Genomic DNA, 22,562 nt, shown 5'->3' on the forward strand with positions numbered 1-22,562 from the left:
AGCCAAAACTTTTAAGTTTACCGTCTCTATTTCTCGAATGTTTTGCGGTACATTAATAATTCTTCGTTATTATTTGGAAGATAGCCAGTACCGATAAGTTCTAGCCCTAATCTTTCTAACAATTTCCTAGAAGCAGTATTTTCTTCAAGGGTGTATGCTTGAATGGTATTCAATTTAAGTTGATTTTTGGCAAATTTCATCAATTCGCTAGAAGCTTCATAAGCATAACCCTTGCCTTCATATGGTGGTAAGAAAGCAAAACCTATGTCCACTTCATCAGTCCCTTCACGATGATAAATACCACACGTCCCCATTTTTGTGCCATCTTTTTTTCTAATGACAACGTTGTTGGTATGGCCATGTGTTTTTAATTGGGGAAGAGCTTTTTCTTTAATATAACCTTCCGCTTCTTCAACAGAATGAACATTTCTGTCCCCGATAAATTTTATCCATTTTGGAGTATTCATCAACTCTAAAACAAAGGGAGCATCTTCAATAGTGATAGGTCGTACGATAAGCCTTTGTGTATTGAATCCCAAATTAGTCATTCTTTTAAATCAAAAATATTTTACTTCGCTTTAATTGCTAAATTGTAAACTAATCTAACATAAAAAAAGCAATATAGTTAGCTTAAATGCCTACTATATTGCTCTTCCTCCTTGGATATTTTAAAAATACCAATAAGTGAGTGGAATAAATATCTTATGTATTAATTAATGATCTACTAACTGATCTTCTACTTTATATGAAAAAATGTTATCCATTCCTTTTGTAATGGCTTTTTCATTCAAAGGAATAAGGTGGTGATAACGTTCAGGTAATGACTTTTTTAAACCTTCTATTACATTTTCTAGTTTTACTATAGGTTTTATTTTAAGAAAACCTCCTAAAACAATCATGTTAAATACTTTTTTGTTTCCCATTTCAGTGGCTAGTCGATTTCCGTCTATTTGATAAATGTCAATATCTGTTCTAGTTGGGTGAGCTAAAATGCCATTTGGATCATAAATTAAAACACCACCTGGTTTTACTGTTTTCTCGAACTTATCCATTGATTGTTGGTTCAAGATAATAGCTGTGTCATAAAGCTTCAAATATGGTGAGCTAATTCGTTCATCACTCAAAATAACTGTGACATTGGCAGTACCACCTCGCATTTCTGGTCCATAAGAAGGCATCCAACTAACCTCTTCATCTTGCATTATACCAGAATAGGCTAATATTTTCCCCATTGATAATACACCTTGACCACCGAATCCTGCAATTATAATTTCTTCCGTCATGATTTTTGTTTTAGTTTACCTTTTACTTTTATATCACCTAAAGGGAAGTAAGGGAACATATTCTCTTCCATCCAGTTATTAGATTCATTTGGATTCATTTTCCAGCCTGAATTACAATTGGAAACAATTTCTATAAAGGAAAGTCCTTTCTTCAATCTTGTGTTATTAAAAGCATTCTTTATTGCTTTTTTAGCCTTTCTAACATGTTTGTGAGTATGTACTGATTGTCTTGTTACATAATAAGTACCTGGTAAATTGGCAATCAATTCTGTAATTTTTAATGGTGATCCCATAGTTTCAATTTCCCTACCATGCGGTGAGGTTGATGTACGCATACCTGGTAAGGTTGTTGGTGCCATCTGTCCACCTGTCATTCCATAAATACCGTTATTAACAAATATGATAACGATATTTTCACCTCTGTTACAAGCATGAATAGTTTCTGCAGTACCAATTGCAGCTAAGTCACCATCACCTTGATATGTAAAAATATATTTGTTAGGCCACGTCCTTGAAATAGCAGTAGCTAAAGCAGGAGCACGTCCATGAGCAGCTTGTGTTATATCTACGTTCATAAAATCATACGCTAACACTGAACAACCCACTGGAGCGACACCAATAGTATCCTCAACAATACCCAATTCGTCAATAACCTCCATTACTAAATTATGTGCGGTTCCATGACCACAACCCGGACAGTATGACAACGTTGCATCCGTCATTAAGCAAGTTTTACTGAAAACCTGATTTTCGGGTTTTATAATATCAATTACTTCCATTTTTTATGATTTTTAGTTCTAAGGCTTCAATGATTTCTTCAGGAGTATGAATAATACCACCCGTTCTTCCAAAATGCTCAACTTTTACCTTGTCATTTACGGCCAATCTTACATCTTCTACCATTTGCCCTGCACTTAATTCAACGCTTAAAATCCCTTTTACTTGATCTGCTAATTCAAATAGTTGTTGTTTTGGGAAAGGGAACAAAGTTATTGGGCGTAACAAGCCAACTTTAATTCCTTTTTCACGACCTAGTTGAACTGCCTTCTGGGCAATTCTGGCACTAGATCCATAGGCTACAAAGAGATACTCCGCATCATCACATTGAATTTTTTCATACCGTAAATCTTCTTTTTCCATTTGTTCATACTTTTTTTGAAGTCTATGAACTCTTGCTTCCATTTTTTCAGGTTGTAAGTCAAGTGAAGTTATTATATTTCGTTCTCTATCTTTTTTACCTGTTGTAGCCCAATCTCCATATTTTTCAATAATTTCTTCATCAGGCATTCGCTCTTTTTGGTCTTTTAGAACAACTTTTTCCATCATTTGACCAATTAATCCATCTGATAGGATTAATACTGGCGCACGATACTTAAATGCGATATCAAATGCATCTGATACAAAATCTGCCATTTCCTGAACTGAAGCCGGCGCTAAAACATAAAGTTGGTAATCTCCGTGACCACCTCCTTTAACAGATTGAAAATAATCAGCTTGTGAAGGCTGAATTGTCCCAAGACCTGGTCCTCCACGAGAGACATTGACTATTACTGCTGGAAGTTCTGCTCCAGCTAGATATGAGACACCTTCTAGCTTTAATGAAATTCCTGGGCTTGAGGATGATGTCATTGCACGCTTTCCTGTACTGGCAGCGCCATACACCATATTGATTGCGGCGACTTCACTCTCAGCTTGTAATACAACCATACCAGTTCTGTGCTCTGGACGTTCAGTCATCAAATATTCAATAATTTCAGATTGTGGTGTGATAGGATATCCAAAATAGGCATCAGCACCTGCTCTTATGGTAGCTTCAGCTAATGCTTCATTACCCTTCATTAATCTTAATTCGGACATAGGAATATTTTTATATGAAATACTTTAAATTTTTATACGATATACAGTGATTGCCCTATCAGGACAAACTATTGCACAATTGGTGCAACCTGTACATACATCAGGATTGCTCATATAGGCATAATGGTATCCCTTTCTGTTAACTTCTGTTGACATGCTTATTACTTTTTCTTCACAAACAGGTATACAGACTTCACAGCCCTTACAGGTCTCTGTGTCAACTACTATAGCTCCTTTGACTTTTGCCATATTCTTAATTTTGGATACGAATTTGGCGTATCGATTATATAATTAATAAAATTACGCTTAGTTTATTGATTTAAATATGATATTTATCATAACACCAAAAATTCTAGATATTTGATAATAGAGAAGTATTTCGACTAGTTTTAGCGAAATATTTTGAATAAAATGGAAGAATTATTAGTATAATATTAATCTAATGTATGTTCAGCTACTAATTTCACAAAGTCTAAAGAACTAACCATACCTTTTATTTCACCTTCTTCCATGGCAATAATATGATGCACATTATGCTTCAACATCATTTTTGCGGCAGATTTTGCACTAGTATTTACATGTGCGATGTGAACAAGTGAAGCATTGATCATATCTTTTACAAGAGCGTCGTCGCTTACTTCTTTACATATATCAGTTGCCGTAATAATACCTTTAATGGTAGTTTCTATTTTTAGTTTATCATTTGAATACTGAACAATTGGAATTGCATTAATTCCTTTTTCCTTCATAAGCGTTCTTATTTCTAAAACATTATCATCTAACATTGCAGTTGTAACTGGGGACGACATAAAATCTTTTATTTGTATTCTCATCAGCTGTAAATTTTTGGTTTGGACAACCGTTTAGAAATAAAAACAACAAATAATTATTGTGTTTTTTCGAATAATCATAAAATTAAGGAATCCTTACTGTTTTGAACATGATAAAAATCATGATACAAAAATATAAGCGAGTTTATTTTGAGAGAATTATTTGTATAAATTAGGCAAGTAAAAAACGCTTCAACTCACCGTAATTGCTAATAGATATGGCTTTCTTTTTTTTATCCATTACAGCCTTTATCTGTGGCGGTAAAGGAATTTGTTCTTTTATTACTTCTTCAACCACATCTAAAAACTTGGTAGGGTGAGCAGTTTCTAAAAATACGACATGGTCATTTTCATTAGATTTTAAATATTCCTTTGCGCCTAAATAACCTACAGCACCATGAGGGTCAGCAATGTAACCATGATTATTAAAAATTTCTAGGAGTGCTTCTTTCGTCTCATCATCTGAATAACTATAGGATGATAAATTGGATTTTAAAGCATTAAAATCATTATTGTGTAATTCCTGAATTCTAATAAAATTACTTGGGTTGCCAACATCCATAGCATTGCTTATGGTCTGTACCGATGGTTTTGGATCATAAGTCATGGTTTCCATATAATTGACAACTGTATCATTGGCATTGTTTGATGCTATGAAATGCTTTACTGGTAAACCTAATTTTTGAGCGACCATACCTGCGCAGATATTTCCAAAATTACCACTAGGTACAGAGAAAGCAACTGATTCATATTTAGATTTAAGTTGTTTATATGCAATTAGATAATAAAACAACTGAGGTAGCCAACGTGCTATGTTGATTGAGTTTGCTGAAGTCAATTGCATTTTACTGGTCAACTCTTTATCTATGAAAGCTTGTTTAACCATGTCTTGACAATCATCAAAAACACCATTAACTTCTAAAGCTGTAATATTTTGACCAAGAGTTGTTAATTGTTTTTCTTGAATTTCACTAACCTTACCAGATGGGTAGAGGATTACCACTTTAACACCTTTAACTCCTAAAAAACCATTGGCAACCGCACCACCAGTATCACCAGAAGTAGCAACTAGCACAGTTACTTCATTAGTATTTGATTTGTTAAAGTAGCCCAAGCATCTTGCCATAAAACGTGCACCTACATCCTTGAAAGCCATAGTTGGACCGTGGAATAATTCTAATGTTGATATTTGTTCATTTAATTTTACTACTGGAAAATCAAAATTGAGAGTTTCTTCTACAATTGTTTTTAAAATATCTTCTGGTATCTCAGGTACTATAAATTGCTTTATTGCTTCAAAAGCGATATCTGCATTAGATTTTTCTTCAATCGTATCAAAAAAAGACTTTGGAAGTGGCGTAATTGATTCTGGAAAATATAATCCTTTGTCTGGCGCTAATCCTCTAACAACAGCTTCCTGGAAATTTGTGTCCTGTGCTTTTTTATTTAGTGAGTAATATTTCATTTTACAGTTTTAATACCTTCAATATTAATTTTAGAAACATAGGTTTCAAATGCTATTCCTGATTTTGAATAAACATTATGCATGGCTTTCTCAACTTGTTTGGCAGTTTCCAATCCTTTGCACAAAGCAAATATTGAAGGTCCTGAACCAGAAATTGCACATCCGAGAGCACCAGCTCTCAATGTATTTGCTTTTACATCGTCAAAATGAGGAATCAGTTTTTTTCTATGTGGTTCAATTATTACATCAATTAGTGATTCCCGTATTAATTCATAATTTGAAGTATGGAATGCATGAATTAAACTACCAACATTTGCCCATTGTGTTATGGCATTTTCTAATGGCACCTCTTTTGGCAATACTGCCCTAGAATCTACTGTTTTTACTTCAATTTGGGGATGAATAAGAGTTGCAAACAAATCAGATGGAGTTGGTAAAGACAATATATTCAATGGTTTAGTGGACTTCACTAGTGTAAAACCACCAAAAATACCAGGTGCCAAGTTGTCTGCATGCTCACATTGACTAGCTATTGCTTCACCTTGCATTGCAAAATAGGTTAATTGCGTTTTATCGTATGGTCTGCCAAGTAATTCATTTATACCATAAACACTTCCAGAGGCACTGGCCGCACTACTACCAATTCCGCTTCCCGGCTTAATTTTTTTATGGATTTCTATTTCAAAACCACATTCTGGTCTTAGATCATTATATAAGGCCTGTGCAGAAACTCCAGCAACATTTTTCTCAGTTTCATACGGTAAATCAAACCCTTCAATTTTTGTGATTTTAATGCCTTTTTCTGTAGTTTTTCGAATAACCATGTAATCACCTATAGAATCTAGACAGAATCCTAACACATCGAATCCACATGCTACATTTGCAACGGTTGCCGGTGAGAAAATTTTAATTTCGTTCATCTTTAATTATTAGCTATTCTGATTATATCTGCGAACAATCCAGAGGCTGTAACATCTGCACCAGCACCAGCACCTTTGATAATCATAGGTTGTTCTGGATAACGCTCAGTGAAAAACATAACTATATTGTCCTTTCCTTCTAGATTATAAAATGGATGTCCTTCAGGAATTTCTTCTAATCCAACTTGTGCCTTACCATCCTTAAATTCTGCCACAAACTTTAATTGACAGTTTTTTGCATTAGCAGATTTGTATAGACTTTGATAATGAGACTCATCATCAACTAAAGTACTGAAAAAGTCCTCTACTGAATTGGCCTTAATTGCGTTTTCGGTTAGAAAATTTTTACTCTTAATATCAGACAACTCCATTTTATAACCACTTTCTCTAGCTAATATTAAAATTTTACGAGCTACATCTACACCACTTAAATCAATTCGAGGGTCAGGTTCAGTATATCCTTCAGTCTGTGCCTGTTTTACAATATCATGAAATGTAGAATTTGCATTGAAATTGTTAAAAATAAAATTAAGACTACCCGATAAAACTGCTTTTATATTATTGACTTTGTCACCTGATGTAATTAAATGGTTTAGGGTATCGATTACAGGTAATCCTGCGCCAACATTGGTTTCAAATAAAAATGAAGCATTATACTTTCTAGAAAGGCTCTTAAGTTCACTGTAATAATCAAAGTTATCGGAACATGCAATTTTATTGCATGCTACTACCGATATACTTTCTTTTAAATATTGTGGATAAATATTAGCTACATCTGAATTGGCAGTAATATCTACAAAGACCGAATTCCTTAGATTTAACTTTTTAGCATTATCGAAAAAACCTTTGAGACTTGCTTTTTCTCCATTTGCTAAAGTTGATTTCCAATCTTTAAGGTTTATTCCATCATCATCAACAACCATAGTTCTAGAATTTGATAGTCCTGTAACTCTAAGGTTTATTTTAAAATTTTCTTTTAAATATGATTTTTGCTGTTTTATTTGTTCTATTAATCTTTCACCAACATTCCCAACGCCCGTAATAAAAAGATTGATTTGCTTGGTTCTTAGTTCAAAGAACTGTTCATGTAAACTATTGAGTGCCTTTTTTACGTCATTTTTGTGGATTACTGCTGAAATATTTCGCTCTGACGCACCTTGAGCAATAGCTCTAATGTTTACATTGTTTTTGCCAAGGGTACTAAACATCTTACCACTAATTCCTTGATGACTCTTCATTTTGTCACCAACAACAGCAATAATTGAGAGGTCGGTCTCAACAACAATTGGGTCTAATTTCTGTAATGTAATTTCAAACTCAAATGCTTCGTCAATAGCATTTTTAGCCTTAGATGCATCATTTTGCGAAATCCCAAAGCAGATAGAATGCTCAGATGAAGCTTGTGTAATTAAGATTATATTGATTTTTTCTTGAGCTAAAGTTTCAAATAGACGTTTACTAAATCCAGGTATGCCAACCATACCATTACCCTGTAATGTTAGTAGTGCAATACCATCTATATTGCTTATACCTTTTACAGGAGAGATGCCATTTGGTTTTTTATCTAGAGTAATCGTTGTACCTATAGCTTCTGGTTCCATTGTATTTTTAATTACAATTGGAATTTTTTTCCTTAATACAGGCATGACAGTCGGTGGGTAAAGCACTTTTGCACCAAAATGTGATAATTCTACTGCTTCTTGATACGATAACTCAGTTATTGGTGAGGCCTGTTTAACAAGCTTTGGATTAGTTGTAAACATACCGCTTACATCTGTCCATATTTGTAATTCATTAGCATCAATAGCTGCGGCGATAATTGCCGCGGTATAATCTGAACCACCTCTACCAAGTGTAGTAATTTCATTACTCCCAGATTTAGAGACAAAGCCAGGAAGAATTGTTATTGAAGGTTCGCTATTCTTAAAGTAGTCTTGAATATTTTTATTGGTAATTGTAAAATTTACCTGAGCGTTATTGAAATTTGAATCTGTAACAATTAATTCCTGTGAATTTTTTAATTGAGCATCAATATGTCTTGATCTTAATGTATGGCTTATAATAGTAGAAGAACAGTATTCGCCATAACTCAATAGCTTATCTTTAGTTTTAGGAGATAATTCATTAATAAGATAAATCCCATCAAGTAAACTTCTAAGTTCATATAATTTATCAGAAATAATTTCATGCAATAAATCGTGTTGTTGTTGAATTTCCTTGTCATTTTCTGGATTAATAAATAATCCTTCAATTACCTTGTTGTGAATTGACCAAATATTATTGTATTTGTTGATATAATCAGAATCTTTTTCACAGGCCAATTCAGCGGCTTCGATCAGTTTGTCAGTTATACTACCAACTGCAGAAACAACAACTACAATTTTTGATGATTTACTTTGTTGTTGTAAAATGGATATTACTTTATTTATATTTTCAGCTGAACCTACAGATGTTCCTCCGAATTTTAGAACTTTCATAATTTGTTATTTAAAGGAAAATATAATGTCTAAATAGACTATAATTGGTACGAAGTGCATATTACAAATTACCCCTAAGGGTAATAATAGTAGAAATAAAATAAACAGAAATTGGGGCACAGTTAGACATGACTAGTGCGTTCTTTGATATGTGCATTTTTTTCTTCATTACCCACCAAATGTATTATTTTTACAACAATTAAAAAACAAATTGTAATTTTTTGAGGAATTATGAGAAAAGCTTATTTCTTTTTATGAAAACTGAAAAGAAACAAGCCCAAATTGCATTATAATCAATGAATTGCTAACCTACTTTTATCGATATAGAATACATAGATGAAATTATTTTCAAAAGAACAAATTTACGAAGGGGATAAACTAACTACTGAACGGCAAAATATATCTTCAACGGACCTAATGGAACGTGCTGGCACCCAAATATTTAATTGGATCCATATGCGCATGCAAGGAGCGCAAGTACCAGTTCACGTGTTTTGCGGTATAGGGAATAATGGTGGTGATGGTCTGGTTTTGGCTAGGCATCTAAGTACGCATGGATATAATGTTGTAACCTATATTGTAAATTGTAGTAATAAACGATCTAAAGATTTCTTAATTAACTATGAGAGAATTAAGAATGTAACTAAAGATTGGCCAAAAATGATGACGAGCGCGGCCGACTTTCCTCAAATTCATCAAGACGATATTATTGTAGATGCCGTATTTGGTATTGGATTGAATAGATCTCCAGATGATTGGGTCCAGGAATTGTTTCAAAAATTTAGAGCTTCAAAGGCATTTACGTTATCTATAGATATCCCATCTGGATTGTATACAGACAAGGCAGTTGATAATGAAAATGCCGTAGTACATTCAAATTATACCCTAAGTTTTCAATCTCCTAAATTAGTTTTCTTTTTACCGGAAACAGCCAGATTTACAGTACAGTGGGAAGTTTTAGATATAGGTATTGATAGGGATTACTTGATGCAAACGGAAACAGAATCTGAATTAATTTCCAAGTTTGAGGTTTTACCACTTTATCAGCCTAGAGATAAATTTGCCCATAAAGGAGACTTTGGGCATGCACTTATTATAGGCGGGAGCCATGGTAAAATTGGTGCCGTGAACTTGGCAAGCAGGGCTTGCTTGAGTTCAGGAGCAGGACTGGTGACGGCATATGTGCCTAATTGTGGTTATGATAGTTTACAGTCTTCACTTCCTGAGGTCATGGTAATTACCGATAAGGATGAGAATTATATTACTGATATTTCATTTAATATTGATCCAAACGTTATTGGAATTGGTGTAGGAATGGGTACTGACGATATTACAATTAATGCTTTCGAGGCTTTTCTGAAAAAGAATAAAAAACAGTTAGTTATTGACGCTGATGGAATTAATATTATTTCTAAAAAGAAATCGTTGCTAAAATTATTGCCTACCCAAACAATTATAACACCTCATCCTAAAGAACTTGAAAGGTTAGTAGGTAAGTGGACAGATGACTTTGATAAACTGAGCAAAGTAAGATCTCTGTCAACAAAATATGATATAATTGTTGTTATTAAAGGTGCAAATACAATTACTGTGTATAAAGACAAACAATATGTCAATACAACTGGTAATCCAGGTATGGCAACCGCAGGTACTGGAGATGTATTAACTGGTATTATTACCGGAATGATGGCTCAAGGTTATGAACCAATACCCGCAACTTTATTTGGTGTTTATTTACATGGCAGATCTGCAGACATTTCATTAGAGGATTATGGCTATCAAAGCTTGTTAGCTAGCCATATAATTGATACACTAGGTGAAGCCTATATTGATTTATTTAAAAAACCTGAAGAGCCTGCTGAAGGTGAACAGCAACAGGAGGAATAAAAAAAGCCTTCAAATTTTTGAAGGCTTTTTTATTTAAATTATTAAACTGTTTAGTAATTCTACAAGTTGAGGGTTGGAAGGTCTTGGCGCATCAGCATTAACGATATTGCCATCTGGATCAATTAAAATAAATCTCGGAATACTGTTTATTTTATAATCCTTTATAAAAGTAGAATTAAAACCATTGTCAGCAATAAGCTGAATTCCTCCAAGCTCTTTGTCCTTTACCATTTTTTTCCAGCCTTCATATGCCGCAGCAGCATCACCTTGATATCCTCGTCCTTCATCAACTGAGATACTAACAAATTGAATGTTTCTATCTTCAAATTGCTTTTCAAGTTTTTTCAGAGAAGGAATTTCAACCTTACAAGGGCCACACCATGTCGCCCAAACATCTATATAAACGTATTTACCCTTTAAATCTGTCAAAGAGGTATTGTTGCCTTTAAAATTTTCATAGTCCGTAAAAACAGGAGATGAACTACCTTTTGGGAAATTTGCACGCATCGCCAGCCTAGAACTCATATAACTTGAAATCTGTTTTGCTGTACGCTCAACATTTTCATCTACAATTGCGAAATGGGTTGAATCAACTTTAAAATACTTTTCTTTTAATGCTTTGTATGCATTATTATAATTATTAAGTGCGTTATCTAGATCTTCTTGTGTGCCCATTGAAAATAGGTTGGAGTCAAAGTACTCATTCGAGATCAAAAATGATTTTACTGTAAAATTATTTATATCTGATCCATCGCCTTCATAAACTATTGATTCTGCAAAGGATTCATAATCTGTCGTAAACGAGGATTCGAAGTTATTTTCCAAATAAATTTGACCATATTTATTACCATGTTGAAAATTGTAATCACCCGATACTACTTTCAATGTATCTTTAAAAGATCCATCATCATTTAACTCGATAATTTTGCTATAATTTCTGCCTTGAAATATTCTGATGGATTGGGTCTCATCAAAATTCTCGATTTTACCGGATATGGTTGCGTAATCTTTTGGTTCTTCCTTACAAGCAATTAATGATAAGGCAAGTCCAAGTATTAATAATTGTTTCATAAATGGGGTTTTATTTCGGCCAAATATAAAAATTTAATAAAGGATTAACCAATCTCACTAATTATTAACAATTTGTGGAAGTCTTTAAAATTATTCTCAATTTTGAACATCAATTAACTACTCAACATGAATCAATACCATATAATTTCTTCAAAACCTCTTGATATTGTTACTATTTACAACCTTTTTAAGAATAATAAGAAGCTAAAATTATCAGATGAGTTAAAGCAAAAAATTGTATCGAGTAAGACCTATTTAGATAATAAATTAATGAGCAATAAAAAGCCTATGTATGGCATAAATACTGGTTTTGGTTCATTATATAATGTTAAAATCTCTAACGAAGATTTAACTAAACTGCAGGAAAATCTAGTAATGTCACATGCTTGTGGAACTGGAGAAAGGGTGCCAGAGTCGGTTGTTAAGGTAATGTTGCTTTTAAAAATTCAGTCATTGAGCTATGGCCACAGTGGTGTTCAGTTGGACACAATAGAACGCCTAATAGAATTTTTTAATAACGATATTTTTCCTTTTGTGTATACTCAAGGTTCACTTGGTGCGTCAGGTGATTTGGCTCCGCTCGCACATTTAGCTTTGCCATTAATTGGTAAGGGAAGGGTAGTACATGACAATGAAGAATATGAAGCCACCGAGATTTTACATAAGTTTAATTGGGAACCAATTAAACTTGAAGCAAAAGAAGGATTAGCATTGCTAAACGGCACCCAGTTTATGAGTGCATATGGTGTCTATCTGCTCCTAATGTCGCATAAAACATCCTACCTGGCCGATATAATTGCCAGTATATCATTAGATGCGTTTGATGGTAGATTAGATCCATTTCACGATTTGGTTCATTCTGTAAGACCACATCCTGGACAATGGAAAGTAGCCAGACGTTTTAATGAATTACTTGATGGTAGTGAATTGATTAAAAGAGAAAAAGAACATGTACAAGATCCGTATTCTTTTAGGTGTATACCTCAAGTACATGGTGCCACAAAAGACACCTTAGACTTTGTAGAAAAAGTTATTCTAACAGAAATTAACTCAGTAACCGATAATCCTAATATATTTCCTGAAGAGGATCTAATTATTTCAGGAGGAAATTTTCATGGACAACCACTTGCATTTGCACTTGATTACTTAAAGATTGCAATGGCCGAAATTGGTAACATTTCAGAAAGACGAATTTTTCAATTGGTTTCTGGTTTAAGAGGGTTGCCTGCATTCTTAGTGGATAATCCTGGTTTAAACTCTGGTTTTATGATTCCGCAATATACAGCTGCAAGTATTGTTAGTGCTAACAAACAATTGGCTTCTCCTGCTAGCGTTGACAGTATTGTTTCGAGTAATGGGCAAGAAGATCACGTCAGTATGGGCGCCAATGCGGCGACTCAGGCATATACCTTAATTAGAAATGTTGAGAGGGTCATAGCCATTGAGTTAATGAATGCTTCTCAAGCAATTGAATTTAGAAGACCTTTAAAAACATCACCACTTCTAGAATCTTTTTTAGAACATTATAGAAAAGTTGTTCCGTTTGTTAAAGTTGATGAGGTATTACATGACGATATAGAGGCATCAATTCAATTTTTAAAAGATGTAGATATTGAGGTTGAGGAGTTGTTTTTGAACAATTATGATCTCAAAAGTTAGATACTCAATATACCTATTGATTTACCAATTCATTAGCCCAATCCACGGCTTCATTTAATTCTGAAAAAATACCGAACGGCTTGTTAAAAAACATTTTTTCTACTTCAGCATTACTTTTTGCCTTATAATCATTGGAAACAACTGCAAATCCTTTTAGGTTTTCAATTTTAGCCGTTTCAAAATATATTTGAGGATCTACAGAATATGAATTTATTCTATGTGTTATGTAGACAAAAGCTTGGTTTTTAAAATATTCGTTTGCGACTTCGATTAGTATTTCGTTGTGTTCCGGCAATACATTTATGCCTTCATGCATAACAACAACCAAGTAGTTGTCGTAAATAGACATGTCGCAAAAATTGAGGGTTAGGGATGCTCTCATATCTTTATTAGTTCGGTATGAAGATAAAAAAACTCCTTTATTTAAAAGGAGTTTTTTAGAAATTATTTTAAGATAATTTTAAGATTCTGTTGTTTTACTAGAACTCTTAATTTGAATCTTCAATTCATTCTTCTTTTTGTCTAAATCCATCGTGATGGTATCACCTTCTTGAATCTTTGCGCCAATTATTTCTTCTGCTAATGCATCTTCAACATATTTTTGAATCGCACGGTTTAAAGGTCTTGCGCCATATTGTTTATCAAATCCTTTATCAGCAATATAATCCTTTGCAGATTCAGTTAGTTTTAATGTATATCCTAAATCTTGAATTCTATCAACTAGCTTAACCAATTCAATATCAATAATTTTATTGATATCTTCTTTTTCAAGAGCATTGAATACAATTACATCATCAATTCTATTTAAAAATTCTGGTGCAAATGCTTTCTTCAGAGCGTTTTCAATAACAGCTTTCGCATGGTCAGATTCTTGTGCCTGTTGTGCAGAAGTTCCAAAACCTACTCCAGTACCAAAATCTTTAAGCTTTCTTGCACCAATATTAGATGTCATGATAATTATGGTATTTCTAAAATCTATTTTCCTACCAAGACTATCCGTTAAGTAACCATCATCTAATACTTGTAAAAGCATGTTAAAGACGTCAGGATGAGCTTTTTCAATCTCATCTAGCAATACAACAGCATAAGGCTTGCGTCTAATCTTTTCGGTTAGCTGTCCACCTTCTTCATAACCGACATATCCTGGAGGTGCACCGATTAATCTTGATATAGCGAACTTCTCCATGTATTCACTCATATCTATTCTAACAAGTGCATCATCACTGTCAAACAACTCACGCGCTAATACTTTGGCTAATTGTGTTTTACCAACACCTGTTTGACCAAGGAATATAAACGAACCTATTGGTTTATTAGGGTCCTTTAGGCCGGCTCTATTTCTTTGTATTGCTTTTACAACCTTGGCTACTGCCTGGTCTTGACCTATTACCTTTCCTTTAATAAGTTCAGGTAATTGTGCTAGCTTATTAAGCTCAGTTTGAGCAATCTTGTTAACTGGAATTCCTGTCATCATAGAAATAACGTCAGCAACGTTATCTTCTGTAACAACCTCTCTGTGTTGTTTGGTTTCTTCTTCCCACTTTTCCTGTGCCGAAGCTAAATCTTTTTCAAGACGTTTTTCATCATCTCTTAGTTTAGCAGCTTCTTCATACTTCTGTTTCTTAACAACACTATTCTTAGTTTCTCGTACTTCTTCTAATTTCTTTTCTAATTCTATAATCTGTTTTGGTACGTCAATATTGGTTATATGAACTCTAGAGCCTGCTTCATCTAATGCATCAATTGCTTTGTCTGGTAAGAATCTCTCTGTCATATATCTATTTGTAAGCTTTACACAAGCTTCAATTGCTTCATCGGTATAATCAACATTATGGTGTTCTTCATACTTACCTTTAATGTTGTTCAATATTTCGATAGTTTCTTCTACAGTTGTAGGTTCTACAATTACCTTTTGAAAACGACGCTCTAAAGCACCATCCTTTTCAATATATTGACGATATTCATCTAATGTGGTTGCACCGATACATTGAATTTCGCCTCTGGCTAGCGCAGGTTTAAACATATTAGAAGCATCTAAACTTCCTGTTGCACCACCAGCTCCAACGATGGTATGAATTTCATCTATAAAAAGAATAATGTCATCATTCTTTTCAAGTTCGTTCATAACAGCTTTCATACGCTCTTCAAACTGACCTCTATATTTTGTTCCAGCAACCAAGCTTGCCAAATCTAAAGTCACTACACGCATATTAAATAAAGTTCTTGAAACTTTACGTTTAACAATACGCAAGGCAAGACCTTCAGCAATTGCAGATTTACCAACTCCTGGCTCTCCAATTAATAGCGGGTTATTTTTCTTACGTCTACTTAATATTTGTGAAACACGCTGTATTTCCTTTTCGCGTCCCACAACAGGATCAAGTTTACCTTCTTCAGCTAAAACCGTTAGATCCCTACCAAAATTGTCTAACACAGGTGTTTTAGACTTCTTATTTGTTTTGCCTGATTGTCCTGCTCCAAATGGATTCTGTTTCGCTTCCTCTTCTTCGTTTATTTCGTCGTCAGAGAATGATTCTGCCTTTGGTGTGTCTATGTAATCGTCTTCGCTTGTAATCATTGACTTAAATTCTTCTTTTACGTTATCATAATCTACTTTTAGCTTATTTAAAAGCTTTGTTGTAGGGTCATTTTCATTTCTTAAAATGCACAACAATAAATGTGCAGTATTTATAGAAGTACTCTGAAATAGTTTTGCTTCTAAAAATGTTGTCTTTAAGGCACGTTCTGCCTGCCTAGTTAAATGTAGGTTTTTCTTCTCGTTAGATGTGGTTACAATATTTGGATTTGCTGGGCTTAAAATTTCAACTTTTCTTCTTAAATGATTTAGATCTACATCAAGTGAATTTAAAATATCAATAGCTTTGCCGTTGCCATCTCTTAATAAGCCTAACATCAAATGTTCGGTTCCAATAAAGTCATGACCAAGCCTCAAAGCTTCCTCTTTACTGTATGCAATTACATCCTTAACTCTTGGTGAAAAATTATCATCCATAGTAATTTCCTTTCTGCATTAAAAATAATAAAACATATTAATTATATGGCAAAAACTATACCTTAATTAATAGTTGGAAACGAAGAGACTAAAAAACCATTTTATATCAAAGTAAAATAGGAGATACTTATTAAAAAAAAGATATTAAATATTGTTAATAAAAAGTGCTAAAATTCACTTGCTAGAACTCTTCAAACACTGCTATTTTAGTTATATTAGCACGTTTTGAAAACCTACAAAAAATTAATTATTTAAATATATGGCAGAAGGAGAAAAACTTATTCCAATTAACATTGAGGATGAAATGAAATCAGCCTACATTGATTATTCAATGTCGGTCATTGTGTCACGTGCTTTACCAGATGTAAGAGATGGACTAAAACCAGTTCATAGACGTGTTTTATATGGCATGCACGAACTTGGTGTTAGAGCTAATACTGCACATAAAAAATCAGCAAGGATAGTTGGTGAGGTATTAGGTAAATATCACCCACATGGAGATACGTCGGTTTATGATACAATGGTACGTATGGCTCAAGAATGGAGTTTGCGTTACATGTTAATTGATGGACAAGGGAATTTTGGATCTGTAGATGGAGATAGTCCGGCAGCAATGCGTTATACGGAAGCTCGTATGCGCAAGATTTCAGAGGACATGTTGGCAGATATAGATAAGGAAACTGTTGACCACAAACTAAATTTTGACGATACTTTAGAAGAACCAACCGTTTTACCAACTCGTATACCTGGTTTGTTAGTTAATGGAGCATCTGGTATTGCTGTGGGTATGGCAACTAATATGCCACCTCATAACCTTACTGAGGTTGTAAATGGAACCATTGCATATATAGACAATACTAACATAGAGATTGATGAGCTAATGCAGCATGTTAAAGCTCCAGATTTTCCAACTGGTGGTATAATCTATGGTTATGATGGTGTTAAAGAAGCTTTTCACACTGGTCGAGGTCGTATCGTAATGCGAGGTAAAGCCAATATTGAAGAAGTTAATGGTCGCGAGTGTATTATCGTTAATGAAATCCCTTACCAAGTCAATAAGGCAGATATGATTAAGAAAACTGCTGATTTGGTTAACGATAAAAAGCTTGAAGGTATTTCTACTATTAGGGATGAGTCTGATAGAAATGGAATGCGTATTGTATATGTTTTAAAGCGAGATGCAATTCCAAATATTGTTTTAAACAAACTTTATAAATATACAGCACTTCAATCATCATTTAGTGTAAATAATATTGCCCTTGTAAATGGTAGACCTCAGTTATTAAACTTAAAAGACCTAATTCATTACTTTGTTGAGCACAGACATGAAGTTGTTGTTAGACGTACAAAGTATGAACTTAGAAAAGCAGAAGAACGTGCACATATATTAGAGGGATTAATAATTGCTTCAGACAATATCGATGAGGTAATAGCATTGATCAGAGCATCAGCTAATGCTGACGAAGCAAGAGCTAAATTGATTGAGCGATTTAAACTTACTGAGATACAGGCCAAGGCCATCGTAGAAATGAGACTGCGTCAATTAACTGGTCTCGAGCAAGATAAATTGCGTGCAGAATATGAAGAGTTAATGAAAACCATTGAAGATCTTAAGGATATATTAGATAAAAAAGATCGAAGAATGGACATCATTAAGGAAGAACTTAATGTTGTAAAGGATAAATATGGTGATGAAAGACGTTCTTTAATAGAGTACGCAGGTGGTGATTTAAGTATTGAAGATATGATACCAGACGAGAAAGTGGTAATTACCATTTCTCATGCAGGTTATATTAAGAGAACTTCATTGACTGAATACAAAACTCAAAATAGAGGAGGCGTAGGTCAAAAAGCATCTACTACTAGAAACGAAGACTTCTTAGAACACTTATTTGTTGGTACGAACCATCAATATATGTTGTTCTTTACTCAAAAGGGAAAATGTTTCTGGATGCGTGTTTATGAAATTCCAGAAGGCTCTAAAACCTCAAAGGGTAGAGCAATTCAAAACCTTATTAATATAGAGCAAGATGATAAGGTAATGGCATTTATTTGTACTCAAGATCTAAAGGATGAAGATTACATTAATAGTCATTATGTGATAATGGCTACTAAGAAGGGTCAAGTGAAGAAAACCTCATTAGAACAGTACTCAAGACCAAGAACTAATGGTATTAATGCTATTACAATTAAGGATGGTGATGAGTTATTAGAAGCTAAATTAACCACTGGTGAAAGCCAAGTTATGCTAGCGCTTAAGTCTGGTAAGGCCATCCGATTTGAAGAGGCCAAAACTAGACCGATGGGTAGAAATGCTTCAGGTGTAAGAGGAATTACTTTAGCTAACGACAAAGATGAAGTTATTGGCATGATTGCAGTTGATGATATGGAAAGTAACATTTTGGTTGTGTCAGAGAATGGATATGGTAAACGTTCAAGTTTAGATGACTATAGAATTACCAATAGAGGTGGAAAGGGTGTAAAAACTATTTCTATTACAGAAAAAACTGGTAACTTAGTATCTATTAAGAATGTTACGGATGAAGATGATTTAATGATTATTAATAAGTCTGGTATCGCAATTAGAATGGAAGTTGCAGATTTACGAGTAATGGGTAGAGCTACACAAGGTGTTAAGCTTATTAACTTAAAAGGGAAAGACTCTATTGCGGCAGTAGCTAAGGTGATGAAAGACGATGAAGAAGCTGATGTATTAGAAGAAACAACTGATAATCAAGATATTAGTAATGATGGCACGGCTATTGATACTAATGAAACAGATAACTAAAATTAACAACAAAAATCAATTATTACAAAATGAAAAAATTACTGACATTAGTATTGCTTTTAGCTTTTACTTCTATGTCTTTTGCCCAAAAGAATGAACTGAAAGCAATGGAAAAGGCAATTAAGAATTCTAATTTCGCAAGTGCCAAAAGTGCACTAACTTCTGCGGAAGGATTAATTGGGAATATGGATGATAAAACAAAAGCGAAGTTTTATTTTCTTAAAGCTCAAGCTTTATATGCAAACGGTAAAGGATCTAATGACGATATCGATAGTGCAATTCAAAGTTTAGGTGATTTAAAAGATTTAGAGTCTTCAATGGGTAAATTGAAATATACCGATCAGGCTAATCAAATGAAAACCCAGATGATGAATACTTTTTTAAATAATGCTAATGATGCATTCCAAAGCAAGGATTATGCAAGTGCATCTGTTGGTTTTGAAAAGGTTTACAAAATGTCTCCTGCTGATACACTTTATCTTTATTACGCAGCCTCTGCAGCTGTTACAGGACAAGATTACGATACTGCATTAAAGCATTATATTGAACTAAAGAATATCGGATATACTGGTGTTCAAATGTATTACTACGCAATTAATAAGGAAAATGGTCAAGAAGAGCGTTTTCCTAACAAAGAAACACGTGATTTATCTGTAAAGGTTGCTAAGACCCATACAGATGCTAAAGATGAGGAAAGTTCATCTAAATCGGCAGAGATTGTAAAAAATATTGCACTTATTTATGTAAGTCAAGGTGAGAATGAAAAGGCTTTAGGTGCGATGGCGGATGCGAGATCTGAAAACCCAGATGACGTTGGCCTATTATTATCAGAGGCAAATGTTCACTTGAAAATGGGTAACAGAGACAAGTTCAAATCTTTAATGGAAGAAGCGACTTTAAAGGATCCGGATAATGCTGAATTACAATATAATCTTGGTGTTTTAGCAGCAGAAGGCGGAAACATAGATGCTTCTAAAAAATATTACCAAAAAGCAATTGAAATAGACCCTAATTATGTAGATGCATATAATAACTTAGCTGTTGTTATCCTAGAGGGAGAGGCTTCAATTGTTGAGGAAATGAATAACCTTGGTACAAGTGCTGCTGATAACAGAAAGTATGATGAACTAAAAGAAAAACGTTCACAATTATACCAAGAAGCTATTCCATATTTAGAAAAAGCTTTATCATTGAGAAAATCTAACATAGATGCTGCAAGGACTTTAATGAACATCTATAGTGCTTTAGGTGAAATGGACAAGTTCAAAGAGATGAGAACTATGGTTGAAGAATTAGAAGCTGCCTCTGGTGGAAACTAATTCAAAGAATTACGAATAAATAAAAAAGCAACTTTAACGAGTTGCTTTTTTTATATGATTTTTTTAATGACTCTCAGTTTGTGTGTATGTATATTTTTATCGACATTATATATACCACTATGGTCTAATCGGTCTATTCTTACCTTTCCATGCGCATGAATTATATAATTGTCTTCCATAATAATTCCAACATGGATTATATTTCCTTCAGAATTGTCAAAAAATGCCAAATCTCCTGGTTCACTTTCTTCTATAAAACTTAATGCGTGGCCTAAGGTTGCCTGTTCAGAAGCATCTCTAAGTATTTTATAGCCATTAAGTTTATATACCATTTGAGTAAATCCTGAGCAATCAATACCAAATGGGGTTTTGCCTCCCCAAAGATATGGTGCGTTAAGGTAAAGAAATGCTGTTTGTACTATGTTAGATTTTTCTTTCTTATCATTAGAGTAATTTCCTTCATAATTATGTGCTAGAAGTTCAATACCAGTTAATTCAGATCCTAACGGAATAGGATATAAATTGTTCTTTTCATCAGATACAAATTCTACAAGATCTGTTGAAAGTCTTGCTTTTGAATCTAATAAAGACTTGTATTCAGATTCAGAAATCTCTTTGTATTGTTTATTGTCAATCCAGCCTTCATACTTATCAAATGCCAGTCTTATACGGCTCCATTTTTTACGTTGTTCTAACACTTTAAAATAGTCGCCGTAAAGTGCTTGAGTCACCATTTCACTTGGGTCAGATGGTTCAAGTCTTACAGGAACAATACCTAGATTACATATGCCGTATTGCATAAATTGAAATTAAGGACGTTCAATTACCATTGCAGAAGCACCACCACCACCATTGCAAATTGCCGCAGCACCTGTTTTTGCATCATTCTGATGAAGGACATTGATAAGTGTGATTAATATTCTAGCTCCAGAACATCCCAATGGATGGCCTAACGAAACCGCACCACCATTTACATTAACTTTTTCATCTGAGAGGCCTAAGATTTTCATATTGGTCAAGCCAACTACAGAGAAAGCTTCGTTAAATTCAAAATAATCAACATCACTTAATTCAATATTAGCCTTAGCTAATGCTTTTGGTAAAGCCTTTGCTGGAGCCGTTGTAAACCAATTTGGCTCGTGTGCTGCATCTGCGTAACTTTTTATTTTGGCAATTGGTTTAAGACCGAGTTCGTTTGCTTTTTCTAAACTCATTAATATTACTGCGGCTGCGCCATCATTTATTGTAGAGGCATTTGCAGCTGTGACAGTACCATCTTTTGTAAACGCAGGTCGCAAAGCTGGAATCTTTTCCATTTTTACATTGGTATATTCCTCATCCCTGTTAATTATTATTGGCTCGCCTCTCCTTTGAGGAACTTCAACAGGAACAACTTCGTTATCAAACTTGCCACTATTCCATGCATCAGTTGATCGTTTGTATGATTGAATTGCAAAAGCATCTTGGTCTTCTCTAGAAAAATTATATTCTGTTGCACATGCATCTGCACAAACACCCATTGCATTTTTGTCATATGCATCAACTAAGCCGTCTTTTTGCATACCGTCTTCCATAGTAGCAGGTCCAAATTTTGTGGCACTACGTGCATGGTAGTAATGAGGTATAGCACTCATGTTTTCCATTCCACCAGCAACAACAATTTCTGCGTCGCCCAATTGTATCGCTTGTGCGCCTTGCATGATGGCCTTTAAACCAGAAGAACAAACTTTGTTTACAGTAGTACAAGGAACGGTATCAGGAATCCCAGCATAAATAGCGGCTTGTCTTGCAGGTGCTTGGCCTGTACCTGCTTGTACAACATTTCCCATTAAAACTTCTTCAACTAAATCTGGATTTAGATTTATTTTATCTAAAGCACCTTTGATGGCAACAGCACCTAATCTAGGCGCTGGAACTGAAGATAAACTTCCTAAAAAACTACCAATTGGAGTTCTTGCGGCTGAAACTATAACAACGTCCTTGTTCATTATGT

The 22,562-nt window shown here is 34.1% G+C and carries 18 protein-coding genes; 4 read left to right on the forward strand and 14 right to left on the reverse strand.

The genetic code is table 11. The features are described from left to right. Positions 1–26 precede the first annotated feature (26 nt). From LBV24_RS06635 to thrA, 9 genes are all read right to left on the reverse strand, one after another. Positions 27–548: a GNAT family N-acetyltransferase gene (locus LBV24_RS06635; protein WP_224477816.1), complete on the reverse strand. Its 522-nt coding sequence runs from the start codon at positions 546–548 to the stop codon at positions 27–29. Between the two features lie 165 nt (positions 549–713). Further along, positions 714–1,283: a 2-oxoacid:acceptor oxidoreductase family protein gene (locus LBV24_RS06640; protein WP_224477817.1), complete on the reverse strand. Its 570-nt coding sequence runs from the start codon at positions 1,281–1,283 to the stop codon at positions 714–716. Beyond that, positions 1,280–2,062, reverse strand: a complete 783-nt coding sequence (locus LBV24_RS06645; protein ID WP_224477818.1) for a thiamine pyrophosphate-dependent enzyme — start codon at positions 2,060–2,062, stop codon at positions 1,280–1,282. The genes LBV24_RS06640 and LBV24_RS06645 overlap by 4 nt, the downstream gene beginning before the upstream one ends. Further along, positions 2,049–3,140: a 3-methyl-2-oxobutanoate dehydrogenase subunit VorB gene (locus LBV24_RS06650; protein ID WP_224477819.1), complete on the reverse strand. Its 1,092-nt coding sequence runs from the start codon at positions 3,138–3,140 to the stop codon at positions 2,049–2,051. Before LBV24_RS06650 ends, LBV24_RS06645 begins: the two co-directional genes overlap by 14 nt. A gap of 24 nt (positions 3,141–3,164) precedes the next feature. After that, complete coding sequence (locus LBV24_RS06655) at positions 3,165–3,389, reverse strand: 4Fe-4S dicluster domain-containing protein (RefSeq protein WP_224477820.1); 225 nt, start codon at positions 3,387–3,389, stop codon at positions 3,165–3,167. A 185-nt stretch (positions 3,390–3,574) separates the two neighbouring features. Next, on the reverse strand, positions 3,575–3,973 hold the full coding sequence (locus LBV24_RS06660; protein WP_224477821.1) for a CBS domain-containing protein: 399 nt from the start codon (positions 3,971–3,973) through the stop codon (positions 3,575–3,577). A gap of 169 nt (positions 3,974–4,142) precedes the next feature. Further along, on the reverse strand, positions 4,143–5,435 hold the full coding sequence (thrC, locus tag LBV24_RS06665; protein WP_224477822.1) for a threonine synthase: 1,293 nt from the start codon (positions 5,433–5,435) through the stop codon (positions 4,143–4,145). Then, positions 5,432–6,355 carry a homoserine kinase gene (locus LBV24_RS06670; RefSeq protein WP_224477823.1) on the reverse strand — a complete coding sequence of 308 codons (924 nt, stop codon included), beginning with the start codon at positions 6,353–6,355 and terminating at the stop codon, positions 5,432–5,434. Before LBV24_RS06670 ends, thrC begins: the two co-directional genes overlap by 4 nt. A 2-nt stretch (positions 6,356–6,357) precedes the next feature. Then, on the reverse strand, positions 6,358–8,832 hold the full coding sequence (gene thrA, locus LBV24_RS06675; protein ID WP_224477824.1) for a bifunctional aspartate kinase/homoserine dehydrogenase I: 2,475 nt from the start codon (positions 8,830–8,832) through the stop codon (positions 6,358–6,360). A gap of 336 nt (positions 8,833–9,168) precedes the next feature. Here thrA and LBV24_RS06680 point away from each other — a divergent pair, with 336 nt between their 5' ends. Further along, on the forward strand, positions 9,169–10,719 hold the full coding sequence (locus LBV24_RS06680; RefSeq protein ID WP_224477825.1) for an NAD(P)H-hydrate dehydratase: 1,551 nt from the start codon (positions 9,169–9,171) through the stop codon (positions 10,717–10,719). Positions 10,720–10,752: 33 nt separating this feature from the next. Here LBV24_RS06680 and LBV24_RS06685 read toward each other — a convergent pair whose 3' ends face one another. Beyond that, on the reverse strand, positions 10,753–11,790 hold the full coding sequence (locus tag LBV24_RS06685; RefSeq protein ID WP_224477826.1) for a TlpA family protein disulfide reductase: 1,038 nt from the start codon (positions 11,788–11,790) through the stop codon (positions 10,753–10,755). Positions 11,791–11,916: 126 nt separating this feature from the next. On the opposite strand from LBV24_RS06685, the gene hutH reads away from it, so the two are divergent. Then, positions 11,917–13,449 (forward strand): histidine ammonia-lyase, encoded by a 1,533-nt coding sequence (hutH, locus tag LBV24_RS06690; RefSeq protein ID WP_224477827.1) that lies wholly within the window; start codon positions 11,917–11,919, stop codon positions 13,447–13,449. A 13-nt stretch (positions 13,450–13,462) separates the two neighbouring features. On the opposite strand, the gene LBV24_RS06695 is transcribed toward hutH, so the two are convergent. Continuing rightward, positions 13,463–13,831 (reverse strand): hypothetical protein, encoded by a 369-nt coding sequence (locus LBV24_RS06695; RefSeq protein ID WP_224477828.1) that lies wholly within the window; start codon positions 13,829–13,831, stop codon positions 13,463–13,465. A 78-nt stretch (positions 13,832–13,909) separates the two neighbouring features. Then, positions 13,910–16,462 (reverse strand): ATP-dependent Clp protease ATP-binding subunit, encoded by a 2,553-nt coding sequence (locus LBV24_RS06700; RefSeq protein ID WP_224477829.1) that lies wholly within the window; start codon positions 16,460–16,462, stop codon positions 13,910–13,912. A 259-nt stretch (positions 16,463–16,721) separates the two neighbouring features. Here LBV24_RS06700 and gyrA point away from each other — a divergent pair, with 259 nt between their 5' ends. Next, positions 16,722–19,250 carry a DNA gyrase subunit A gene (gyrA, locus tag LBV24_RS06705; protein ID WP_224477830.1) on the forward strand — a complete coding sequence of 843 codons (2,529 nt, stop codon included), beginning with the start codon at positions 16,722–16,724 and terminating at the stop codon, positions 19,248–19,250. A 29-nt stretch (positions 19,251–19,279) separates the two neighbouring features. Then, on the forward strand, positions 19,280–20,569 hold the full coding sequence (locus LBV24_RS06710; protein ID WP_224477831.1) for a tetratricopeptide repeat protein: 1,290 nt from the start codon (positions 19,280–19,282) through the stop codon (positions 20,567–20,569). Positions 20,570–20,619: 50 nt separating this feature from the next. On the opposite strand, the gene LBV24_RS06715 is transcribed toward LBV24_RS06710, so the two are convergent. Together LBV24_RS06715 and LBV24_RS06720 are read right to left on the reverse strand one after the other, a co-directional pair. Further along, positions 20,620–21,369, reverse strand: coding sequence for a C40 family peptidase (locus LBV24_RS06715; RefSeq protein ID WP_224477832.1), 750 nt, complete (start codon positions 21,367–21,369; stop codon positions 20,620–20,622). Positions 21,370–21,378: 9 nt separating this feature from the next. Then, positions 21,379–22,557 carry an acetyl-CoA C-acyltransferase gene (locus LBV24_RS06720; protein ID WP_224477833.1) on the reverse strand — a complete coding sequence of 393 codons (1,179 nt, stop codon included), beginning with the start codon at positions 22,555–22,557 and terminating at the stop codon, positions 21,379–21,381. Positions 22,558–22,562 lie beyond the last annotated feature (5 nt).

This window comes from Winogradskyella vincentii (genome assembly GCF_020166345.1).
GTDB lineage: Bacteria > Bacteroidota > Bacteroidia > Flavobacteriales > Flavobacteriaceae > Winogradskyella > Winogradskyella vincentii.